We start from the raw sequence: 10,983 nt of genomic DNA, 5'->3' as shown, positions 1-10,983 counted from the left end.
TGTGCCCGCGTGATTCTCGGAACAGCATTGCATAGGTCTGTACTAACTAGTACATTCGAGTTCGAAGGGCGATCGACGTCGATTCAAGCCGCTGAGAGGGGACACTCGATGACGAGTCTCGCCGAATGGAACACGACCCCCGCTCGGTCGGGCGGACCGGTCTCCGTGCTCGGTCGCATCATCGCGATCCTCGACGCGGTGAAGGAGTCCGGCGGCTCGATCTCGATCACCGATCTCGCGATGCGCACCGACTTGCCGAAGTCCACCGTCTCGCGCCTCGTCGCGGAGCTGACCGGGCAGCGCTACCTGGAGCGCCGCGACGACGGCGTGACGCTCGGGCTGCGTCTTTTCGAGCTCGGCGCACGCGCGAGCCTCCCTCGTCGGCTCCTCGCCGCTGCGGCGCCCGTAATACGGCACCTGCGGGATGTCACGGGAGAACGAGTGGGCCTCTGGGTGCCGCAGGGGACCGACATGGTGTCGATCGCCGCCGTCGCGGGTCGCCTTCCGATGCTCCCGACGCGGGCCGGCATGCACTCGCCCGCACTGACGACGGCGAGCGGCAAAGCCTACCTCGCCTTCTGCGCCGATCAGGGCGTAGTTGACCGGGTGAGCGCACCGCTCATCGCCGCCGCTGCCGACCACTTCCGAGACGAACTCACTCATGTGCGTGCCTCGGTCGTCGCGGTGGACTTGGAGGTCTCGTACCCCGGCATCCTCGCCGTCGCCAGCCCCGTCCTCTCGGGCGACCGCGTCGTGCTCGGTGCGATCTCCATCGCGGGCCCCAGCGGAGCGATGGACCCGGAGAGCGCCGCACCCCTGGTTCGTGCCGCAGGCACGAGCGTCAGCCGTCGGCTCACGGCCGCGTAGGCATGCGCACCGCCGACTGGACCGATTCGGTCAGCGTTCTCGACCGCGTGACGGCCGTATTCGACGCTTTCGGCGACCAAGACGTAGGGCTCGGTGTCTCGGAGCTGGCCCGGCGTGCCAACCTTCCGAAGTCGACGGTCTCGAGGATCGCCGCTGATCTCGTCACGCAGCGTTTCCTCGACCGCGACGGCGACAAGCTCTACCTGGGCGTCCGCCTCTTCGAGCTGGCGCAGAGCGTGGAGGAGCCGCGAAGGCTGCGTCACTTCGCGCTCCCCGTGATGGCCGAGCTGCGCGACGCGACCGGTCAGACGGTGAACCTCGCGATTCTCGAAGGAGCCGACGTCGTCTTCATCGCAATCTTGCGCGGCGGGCCGACCTCCAAGCCACTCGCGAGGATCGGCGGTCGCCTCCCAGCACACGCGACGGCGCTCGGGAAGGCCATCTTGGCGTTCTCCCCAAGCGGTGTCAGCGAGCGCATCATCCAGGGTCGACTGGAGGTGCGAACACCGCACACGATCTCCGAGCCGTCAGCGCTCCTGCGGGAGCTGAGCGACATCCGCAGGCTCGGGGTAGCCACCGCGATGAATGAGTGCGCGAACGACCGCGCATGCGCGGCGAGCCCGATCCTCGATCATGGCGGCGCGCCCATCGCAGCGATCTCTGTGGCTGGATCAGCCTCCGACGTGGTACCCGACCGCATCGCTCCGGCCGTGCGCGCTGCCGCCCTGAGCCTGGGTCGTCGGATTAGCGCAGGAGGCCATCACTGACCGTGGAGACGGGAACGGGGTGGGTGCGCATCGCACCCACCCCGTTTGCTGATCTCTGAGGTCAGTCTGCCGTCTCGCGGATCGCCTGGTAGGCCTCGAGGCTCTCGCCGGTGAAGTAGCCTTCGAAGAACTCCTCCGACTTGTTGATGAAGGCATCCATGTCGATGTCCTCCTGCTCGATCACTGTGAAGGCGTCGTTCGCGCGGTACTCGTCGAGGATTTCCTCGGTTTCCTCGTCGACACACTCGCGATTCTCAGGCCGAATCTCGTGGATCGTCTCCTCGAGCAGCGCCGTCTGCTCCTCGCTCATCTTCTCGTATGTCTTGTCGCTGACGATGATCCAGTGGATGCCGACGTTGTGATCGTTGAGGATCGCGGTGTTGAGGACCTCGTCATAGCTCGACGAGCGCGTCGCGACGATGGGGTTCTCCTGGCCCACCGCGATCCCCTGCTGCAGGGCGGTGTAGACCTCCTCCACCGCAACCGAGACGGGGCTCGTCACTCCGAGCGCCTCGGCGTTCGCGAGGAAGATCGGGGAGTTCGGGAACCGGATGGGCACGCCCGCCAGGTCGTCGGGGCTGTGCACCTCGACGTCCTTCGTCGTGAAGGTACGGTTGCCGAAGTACCAGCCGTCGACGATGTTGACACCAGTGGCCTCGTGGAAGCCCGAGAACAGGTCTTCCGAGCTCTCATCGATCCACTGGAACGCGTGTTCCACGTCATTGAACGCGTAGGCGGCATCGACGACGCCGATCGGCTCGTAGGTGGCACTGAGCGCGGACGCACCCTGCAAGTCGATATCGATATCGCCTGCCTGGACCTGCGGGAATCGGTCGGCATCTGGGCCGAGCTGACTCGCCGGGTACAGCTCGACCGTAAAGCCGATGTCGGCACCTTCGAGTCGCTCCTGGAGGACCTCGACGCCGCAGAAATAGTTGGGCGTCTGCTCATTCTGGCTCGTTGCGACAGTGAGGGTGACGGGCTTGTTCTCCGAAGCACCCGCATCGCCGGTCTCTTCGGGAGCGCCGCCGCCTCCGGCACAGCCGGTGATGACAAGGGTGGTTGCTGCGAGCACCGACGCGGCGGCTAGGCCTCGGCGCGTCGAACGGGCTATGCCCATGGGACTCTCCTCTTGTTGTGCGCACGTCTTCGTGCGGGTTCTGACGTGACATTCGGTGGCCGACGCGCGACATCCGGTCGAGACCTCTCGCACGGAGCGGGATCGTCGTCGACCACGCTGTCAAGTTACGGCCCGGTGCAGTGCTGACTCTTACCGACATCGATCGGTTCGCAAAGCGATGTCCCGTCGAGTGGAACATGCAGTCCGTGCTATCGTTCGTGGCTTTCGCCGGTGAATGGAACGTTCCCTGTGCGTCGGTTCATCGTGGCATACGCTCGGCCGGGACCGTCGCGAAGGCGACGATGCTGGGAGGCTCCGTGACGGCATCCGAACCCTTGCCACTTCGCATCGGTGTCGTCGGAGTCGGCTTCATGGGGCGCCAGCACATCGACTTCATCCGAGCGGCGTCAAGCTCGGCCCTCGCGGCGATCGCCGACCCGGTCTTACCCGATGGCATCGGCTTCGAGTGTCCGACGTTTCAGGACACCGCGGGAATGCTGGCATCCGAGCAGCTCGATGCGGTCATCATCGCCAACCCGAACCCGCTGCATGTGGAGTCGGCTGTCGAATGCCTCGAGGCCGGCGTCGCGGTACTCCTCGAGAAGCCGGTCGCCATGCGCTACGCCGAGTCCCGTCGGCTCGTCGACACCGTCGCGCGTCTGGACGGACGCCTCTTGGTCGGCCACCATCGGCGTCACCATCCCGCCGTCGCGCGCGCCCGCACCGCCATCCACGACGGTGAGCTCGGACAGATCGTCGCCGTCAGCGGACTCTGGTCGGCACGCAAGGGGGACGCGTATTTCACCGGCACCCCTTGGCACCGCCGACCCGGTGCCGGCGTGACGCTCATCAACGTCGTGCACGACGTCGATCTGCTGCGGCACCTGTGCGGCGAGGTAGCCGAGATTCAGGCGATGCACAGCTCGCATGCCCGAGGCCTCGAGGTCGAGGACACGGTGTCGCTCAATCTCAGATTCGAGAGCGGAGCGGTCGGAAGCCTCCTCGCCTCCGATGCCGGAGTCTCGCCGTGGGGCTGGGACCAGGCCACCGAAGAGACGCTCGCGTTCCCATTCCTCCCCGACGGGGTGGCCTACCGGATCGTCGGCACGCGCGGGGCGTTGTCGGTGCCCAACCTCGCGAAGTACGCCTACGATCCGTCAGTGCCAGCAGACTGGCATTCGCCCCTGTCGCGCACCTACCTCCCCGTTGCATCGCGGGGCTCGTTCCAGGCGCAGCTCGATCACTTCATCGAGGTCGCGCGTGGAAGTGCGGAACCCCTCGTTTCAGCCGAGGACGCCTCGCGCACGCTCGCGCTCGTCGAGGCGGCAACGCTTGCCGCCCGCACTGGCGCAACGGTCGACGTCGCACGGTTCCGGGCCGAGATCGATGCAGCGGAGCAGTCGTGACCCGTGCACATGACGAGGAGGGCCGGCGATGACGAAGCTGGATGGTCGGGTATTCGACGCGATCGTCATCGGGGGAGGACTCGCGGGCCTGGCGGCGACGCAGCGTCTCGCCGCGCACGGACTGAGCGTCGCCCTTGTTGAGAAGCGCGATCGGCTGGGCGGCAGCTCCGCGATGAGCGGAGGATGGTTCGCACTGTCCGGCACGACGCTCCAGCGCCGAGCAGGCGTCGAGGACTCCGGCGACCTCTTCCTCGTGGACATGCTGGAGACTGGCGGAGGCTTCGCCGACGAGGTGCTGATGCGGGCGCTCGTCGACCGGCAAGCGAACGCGGTTGCCGCGATCGATCATGCTGGGGCGTGGACCGACGAACTCAAGGTCAGTGCAGGGATGACGGTCGCACGGGCACATCTGATTCGCATCGGCGATCTGCTCGCGCATCTCGAGTACGAGGCGGTCGCCGCGGGTGCCGCAATCCTCCCCGGACACGCGGCCGGCGGCCTTGTCACGGATGGATCCAGAGTGGCGGGCATCACGTCCGAGAGCGGAGCCCTCATCGCAGGCTCGGGAGTCGTCCTCGCCAGTGGGGGATTCTCGCGCTCGCACGAACTGCTCGAGCTCTTCGTGCCCGATCAGGCTGCGGCCATGCCGTACGGCGGTGTCGGTAACACGGGCGACGGGCTTCGAATGGCCTGGATGCTCGGTGCTGGACTGGCCGACATCGGGCACGTCACCGGCACCTACGGGCAGCACGCGGAAACGACGGACGACGAGCACGAGCTGCTGACCGCCAATTACCTCGGGGCGATCCTCGTGAACTCTCGCGGGGAGCGCTTCGCGGACGAGTCGGAGTCGTACAAGGTCCTCGGGTCTGCGGTGCTGAGCCAGCCGGGGCGGACGGCCTTCCAGATCTTCGACTCCGTCGTGCGGGCCCGTTCGAAGCCCGGCGTTCCGCTCTCGGACATGGAGCGCCTCGAGGAGCTCGGGCACTTCGTGAGCGCACCCACGATTGCGGCGCTCGGGCGCGAACTCGGAATCCCGCCGGAAAGGCTCGAACGCACGGTCGCGCACTACAACGAGAGCGTATCGGGTCGCCATGAGGACCCATTCGGCCGGACGGGTCTCGTGAACGGGGTGGGCGCGCTGGTGCCAGTGGCAACCGGACCGTTCTACGCGTACGCCGCGGTGACCGCGATGACCTCGACGTATGGCGGACTCAGCGTCGCAGCGGACAGCTCGGTGAAGCGGGTCGACGGAAGTCGCATCGAGGGGCTCTACGCCGCGGGGGAGGTCGTCGGCGGCTTCCATGGGGCGTCCTACATGACGGGAACAGCGCTCACGAAGGCGCTGGTGTTCGGGTTCGAGGCCGCCGACGCGATCGCTCAAGGCTGACCCGTCGCATCACAGCTCTTCGTGGTTGTCCGAATCCCGGATGCCCTCGGCCGCCAACCGGCCGGCGGCGCGGATCCCCAGTTCGTACCCATACGCGCCGGCGCCTGCGATCACCACGCGCGCGACCGAGGAGATCAGGGAGTGGTGGTAGACGGCCTCGCGAGCATGGATGTTCGTGATGTGCACCTCGATGACCGGAGCGGTGAGCATCCTGAGCGCATCGAGGAGCGGCACGGACTGGAAACTGAAGCCCGCTGGGTTGATCACCACGATCGCTTGCCGGCGAAAGGCCTCGTGCACCCACTCGACGACTTCGTGCTCCGCGTTGGATTGCGCGAAGAAGAGGTCGAACCCCAGCTCGCGCGCAACTCGCTCGCAGTCGCGGCGCACGTCGTCCAACGTCGTGGTGCCATACAGCTCGGGCTGGCGCAGACCGAGCATGTTCAGATTCGAGCCGTTCAGCACGAAGAGGTCTCTGGCCATAGGAATGCCTTTCAGTCGCAACCGACGTGTTCGTCCGATGACCCCGCGACGGTGGGGGAGGGACACGAGCGTCGCGGGGCCATCGGAGACTGGGGCCCGGCTACATGAGGCCGAGCAGCGTCGGCAGACTCGTGACGATCACTGGGAACAGTGTCAGGAGCAGCAGAACGACTCCGAGCGGGATCAGGAAGGGCAGGATTCCACGGAACAGCTCGCCCATGGGTCTGCGAGTGATCGAGCCGACGACGAACAGCACTGCACCGACCGGTGGTGTCAGCGATCCGATCATCAGGTTGAGGATCATGATGACGCCCAGCTGCACCGGATCAATACCGAACTGCGCGACGATCGGCATGAGGATCGGCACGAGCACCAGGATCACCGGCGGAGCCTCGAGGGGGATGCCGAGCAGGATCAGGAGCACGTTGAGCATCAGCAGGAACACGATCGGGTTGTCGGTGAAGCCTGTGAGCCACTCGCCCAGCGCGCGGGATACCTGCTCGCGAGCGAGCACCTGACCCATGAGGTTCGACGCGCCGAGGATCAGGAGGATCCCAGCGGAGACGACGACTGTCTCCGTGGCCGCCTTCCAGAACACCCGCCAGGTCAGGGTGCGGTAGATCGCACCCAGGACGAGCATGTAGACCGCCGCGATGCCGGCGCTCTCGGTGGGGGTGAACCATCCGCTGAAGATGCCGCCGAGGATGATCACGGGCAGCATCGCCGGTCCGATCACTCGCACGGCCGCCTTGGCGAGCATCGATCCGACGAACGGCTGGCTGACCGCGATGTCGGGGTGGCGCCGCACCCAGAAGAAGACGTATGCGCCCAGTCCGAGCGCCATGAGCATGGCCGGGATGATCGAGCCTGCGAACAGGGCACCGGTCGAGATCGATGCGGTCGCCGCGAAGAGCACGGCAGGAATGCTCGGCGGCATGACGGTGCTCATGAGCGAGCCCGATGCCGTGAGGCCTGCCGAGAACCCGTACGGGTAGCCGGACTTGAGCATCTGGGGGATCTGGACCTTGCTCGTCGACGCAGCGTCCGCGAGCGCGGAGCCGCTGATCCAGGAGAAGCCGATCGCGGTGCCGAGGTTCACGTAGGCGAGATTGCCCGGCAGCCGCGGCAGGAGCGACCGTGCAAGGTCGTACAGCCGCGTGGCGATGCCGAGATGGTTGGCGATGGTGCCGACGAAGATGAACAGCGGGACTGCGAGCAGCGGGAAGCTGTTGATCCCGTTCACGACGGACGAGATCGCGTAACCCGCGGAGAGGCCCTGGCTGTAGAAGTACAGCATGCTCGCCGCGATCATCGCGAACGCGACGGGCACCCGGAGTAGGAGGAAGATGACGAACAGCAGGATGTAGAGCCAGAGGTCCAAGGGTCAGCCTTCCATCTCGCCGATGTCGAGCTTGCGCTCCGGGCGGTTCGCAAACGGGATCTTAAAGATGGAGTGGATCGCGGCCGACGCGAAGCCGACCAGCGCGAAGAGGTACAGCACGCCGATCGGCATATGCATCGCGGCGCTGAGTCTGCCCCATTCCGTCTCAATTTTGACGAATGCCTCGTATGCGAGGGCGAGACTCGTGGCGACCATGATGACCGCCGAGATGACCCGCAGCACAACGAAGAGCCGCCTTCCGGAAAGCAGCTCGTCGAAGATCTCGAGCACGATATGGCCGTTACGACCCACGAGGTATCCGGTCGTGATGAAGGTCATGGTGATCATCGACATGAGTGCGACTTCACCCGCGCCGACCCAGCTGATCGACGGGAAGTAGCGGCCGAGCACCTGATACATGACGCCGAAGACGATGAGGGCGAAGAGCGCAACGCCGATCGTGATCTCGATCCGGGAGAGCACGCGGATGAACAAGGGGTCGGCCGGAACGCCCGTGTTGAGTTCGGGCCCCGCATAGAAGGTGTCGGTGTGAAGATAGATGGATTCGCCGAGGGCGGCCTCCGAGGCCTTGGGGGCAGCCTTCTCGGGCTCAGCGGACCGGCCCTCCTCAGGGTCGGACCCACGTTCCTTGTCGGTCACGGCGTCACCGCCACGGTGTCAGGGTGCATTGTCAACCTCTCTGTTGATGCGGGCCGAGCGTGCTCGCGCACATCGCTGCCCCTGAGACTCTGGTCTGCGATCCTGTGCGTGCAAAGTCGAGTCTCGCCGAATGGGACACACGCTGCACGCACCGATCCGCCCCCGTCGAATTCGACGGAGACGGATCGGTGGTGCGTCGGAATCGACTACTTGACGACGGTCACGGTCGCACTCGACGTGAGCTGCTCCTGAACGGCCTCAGAGTTGAGGACGTTGACCCGCAGGGTCAAGGTCACCTCTCCGGTCGGCACGTTGTTGTCGAGGTCGGCGGCGTCGAACTTGACGATGATCCGGTTCTTGTTGGCCGTCACCTTCGAGGCCGGGATCGGAGTCGTCGAGAGCGGAGTGACCAGGACTGCGCCGCTCTCGTACTCGTATCCCGGCGGCAGCTCGAAGTGTGCCGAGATCTTGCGGTTCACGCCGGTGAACAGGCCCGTCCCCGAGCCGAGGTCGAGCCGGGCAGGTGTGAACCTCAGCGCGCCCAGCTGATCCTGTGGCTCCAGGTAGACCTCGATCTTGCCGGTCGGCCGCGGATCAGTGCAGTCATTGAAGTAGTACTCGCCGGCACGGTCGAACGTGTGCTGGTAGGTCTCTCCTGGCTGCAGCTCGACGTTGAACTCACCCTCGAAGAACTGCGTCGCGCAGTGCGGCTTCAGGTTCGGGAAGTTCGGGAACGTCTCGGCCCCCGGATTGCTGAACGTCACCGTCGTACCGACCGGCACTCGCAGATGCGTGGGCTGCATCCCGTTCTGCGACACGCTGTCGCGCGCCGCAGCGGTGTCGGCGGTGCGGTTGGAGCGTGCGAGCAGCACGGTGTTGTCGACCGTCTCGCCAGCGACAGCAGCGCCGCCCACCGGACGACGGATCGACAGCGGAGCCGTGTCCGGTCCCTCTTGGCTTCCCGACTCGGTCGTGTAGGTGCCACCGAGTTTGAACGCCCAGAGCGAGTCGCCTTGAGTGACCGATCCGCCGTAGGGGTTGGTCGACCCTGCGGCGAACACGGCGACGTACTGTTCGCCGTCGACCTCGTAGGTGACCGGCGCGGATGCGATGCCCGAGCCCGTCTGGAAGTTCCAGAGCACGTCGCCGTCAGCGGCATCCATCGCCAGCAACTCCCCGTCGATCTGTCCGACGAAGAGCAGGTCTGATGCGGTCGTCAGCGGTCCTTGGCCGTGCGACATGTCCGTGCCGAGATGGTTGCGCCACGCGACTTCACCGGTCGACGCGTCGTACGCGAGGATGCCGCCGGTCTGGTACTGCCCGATGGCCCGCAGGCCGTTGGCGGAGGCGCCGTTGTAGTGAGCCACCGGGTTCGTTCCGTACGGGAAGTAGACGAGATTCGTGCTGTGACTGTACGAGTGGTTCGACCAGTCGCCGCCGCCGTTCTGGCTGGTGGTCGAGAGGATCGGCGCATCCCATTGAGGGTCGTACATACAACCCTCACGGTGCCCCGACGAGTGCCCGTCGGGGAAGGTGAGGAACGGCTCGTCAACCGCGACGTAGCTGTCGGGGTTGAAGACCAGGTTGCCCTCGGCGTCGGCCTGGTAGCCGTTGTAGTTCGGCACGCCACGCCAGGGATCGCCGGGGATGTTCTCCGGGTCGAGCTTGTCCCACACGATGCATTCCGGCAGGAGCCGTGTCTCGGGGAAAGGCTGGGTCAGGGCGTGGTTCTGGCGCGAGTCGGTGATCATGGGCTTGTCGATCACGGGAAGCACCGGTTCGCCGTTCGTGCGGTCGAGCACGAACTGGTGCCCCGACTTGCTGCCGTAGAAGACGACCTTTCGCTCCTCGCCCCCGATCTCGATGTCGGCCAGTGTCGGCGGGTGCACGTTGTCCATGTCCCAGACGTCGTGGCGAATGGACTGGTGGTGCCACTTGTACTCGCCCGTCGTGGCATCGACGGCCACCATCGTGCTCGAGAAGAGGTTGTCTCCGGGGCGGAGGGACCCGTTCTGCGAGGACGCGCAGCTGCGGGCGTTGCCGAAGGTCATGTAGTACATGCCGAGTTCAGCGTCCACAGCGCCGTGCATCCATGACGTCGCACCGCCTTCCTCAGCGCAGTCGGTGCCATCGGGGAGCACCGGACCCCACGTCGCCGACGCATCGAACGTCACGCCGTCGACTCCGGTGAACTCCTGGCCCCGCTTCGGTCCGCCGAAGAAGTGCCACAGATAAGACCCGTCGGTCGCGTCGAGCGCGACGACGGCGCCGCGGTCGCCGTCCGCAGCGTGGGCGTAGACGATTCCGTTGTAGTACACGGTCGCGACTTTTCCGACCCGTCCCAGATCCTCACCCCCCGGGCCGACGGGCTGCGCCGCCCAGATCTCCTGGCCGGTGGCCTCGTCGAGGGCGACGACGTGGTTGTCGCCTGCAAGTGTGAAGATCTTGCCGTCACCGGCCGAGACGCCACGGCGAGTGCCCGACATGCCGTAGACGTCGTTCTCCCACTTCCAGACGGGATCACCGCTCGCACCGTCGACGGCGATCACGCCGCCGCTCGGCGTATCGAGGAAGATCACGCCGTCGACGACGATTGGGGTCGTCTGCTGACCCACATCATCGGAGGCGGGCGCGACGGCCGACACATGAGTTCGCCATGCCGGTGCGAGGCGGTCGACGTTGCGTTTCCGGATCTCCGTCAACCCCGAGTAGTGTTGATTGCCGAGGTTCCCGCCGACGGTCGGCATGTCCGCGCCCGTCGGTTCCAAGCCCGTCAACCCGATGGGCGGGACCGGTTCGGCCGGTCCCGCCATTCCATGGGCAGGTGAAGCGACCATCGCGAGCACAACCAGTGCCCCGATCCCCGCGACGCCCAACCTCGTAGTCAGTCGTGTGCGCATCCCTTGGCT

At 66.0% G+C, this 10,983-nt stretch carries 9 protein-coding genes; 4 read left to right on the top strand and 5 right to left on the bottom strand.

The window, feature by feature from the left end; translation table 11 throughout:
• The first annotated feature begins 108 nt into the window (after nucleotides 1-108).
• Both AC1C2U_RS02345 and AC1C2U_RS02340 read left to right on the top strand, forming a co-directional pair.
• Complete coding sequence (locus tag AC1C2U_RS02345; RefSeq protein ID WP_495360113.1) at nucleotides 109-867, top strand: IclR family transcriptional regulator; 759 nt, start codon at nucleotides 109-111, stop codon at nucleotides 865-867.
• A 2-nt stretch (nucleotides 868-869) separates the two neighbouring features.
• Nucleotides 870-1,634, top strand: coding sequence for an IclR family transcriptional regulator (locus tag AC1C2U_RS02340; protein WP_495360112.1), 765 nt, complete (start codon nucleotides 870-872; stop codon nucleotides 1,632-1,634).
• 61 nt (nucleotides 1,635-1,695) lie between these two features.
• Here the strand turns inward: AC1C2U_RS02340 and dctP are convergent, their stop codons facing one another.
• On the bottom strand, nucleotides 1,696-2,754 hold the full coding sequence (gene dctP / locus AC1C2U_RS02335; protein WP_495360111.1) for a TRAP transporter substrate-binding protein DctP: 1,059 nt from the start codon (nucleotides 2,752-2,754) through the stop codon (nucleotides 1,696-1,698).
• Nucleotides 2,755-3,071: 317 nt separating this feature from the next.
• Here dctP and AC1C2U_RS02330 point away from each other — a divergent pair, with 317 nt between their 5' ends.
• Nucleotides 3,072-4,160: a Gfo/Idh/MocA family protein gene (locus tag AC1C2U_RS02330; protein ID WP_495360110.1), complete on the top strand. Its 1,089-nt coding sequence runs from the start codon at nucleotides 3,072-3,074 to the stop codon at nucleotides 4,158-4,160.
• Nucleotides 4,161-4,188: 28 nt separating this feature from the next.
• Nucleotides 4,189-5,550, top strand: coding sequence for an FAD-dependent oxidoreductase (locus tag AC1C2U_RS02325; RefSeq protein ID WP_495360109.1), 1,362 nt, complete (start codon nucleotides 4,189-4,191; stop codon nucleotides 5,548-5,550).
• A gap of 9 nt (nucleotides 5,551-5,559) precedes the next feature.
• On the opposite strand, the gene AC1C2U_RS02320 is transcribed toward AC1C2U_RS02325, so the two are convergent.
• From AC1C2U_RS02320 to AC1C2U_RS02305, 4 genes are all read right to left on the bottom strand, one after another.
• Nucleotides 5,560-6,033 carry a type II 3-dehydroquinate dehydratase gene (locus AC1C2U_RS02320; protein ID WP_495360108.1) on the bottom strand — a complete coding sequence of 158 codons (474 nt, stop codon included), beginning with the start codon at nucleotides 6,031-6,033 and terminating at the stop codon, nucleotides 5,560-5,562.
• A 100-nt stretch (nucleotides 6,034-6,133) separates the two neighbouring features.
• Nucleotides 6,134-7,414 (bottom strand): TRAP transporter large permease, encoded by a 1,281-nt coding sequence (locus AC1C2U_RS02315; RefSeq protein WP_495360107.1) that lies wholly within the window; start codon nucleotides 7,412-7,414, stop codon nucleotides 6,134-6,136.
• 3 nt (nucleotides 7,415-7,417) lie between these two features.
• Nucleotides 7,418-8,074 (bottom strand): TRAP transporter small permease, encoded by a 657-nt coding sequence (locus AC1C2U_RS02310; protein WP_495360106.1) that lies wholly within the window; start codon nucleotides 8,072-8,074, stop codon nucleotides 7,418-7,420.
• Between the two features lie 206 nt (nucleotides 8,075-8,280).
• Nucleotides 8,281-10,821, bottom strand: a complete 2,541-nt coding sequence (locus tag AC1C2U_RS02305; protein ID WP_495360105.1) for an outer membrane protein assembly factor BamB family protein — start codon at nucleotides 10,819-10,821, stop codon at nucleotides 8,281-8,283.
• Between the last annotated feature and the right edge of the window lie 162 nt (nucleotides 10,822-10,983).

The sequence above is a fragment of the Agromyces sp. Y575 genome (assembly GCF_059445445.1).
This window is presented reverse-complemented; position numbering and strand designations above follow the sequence as displayed.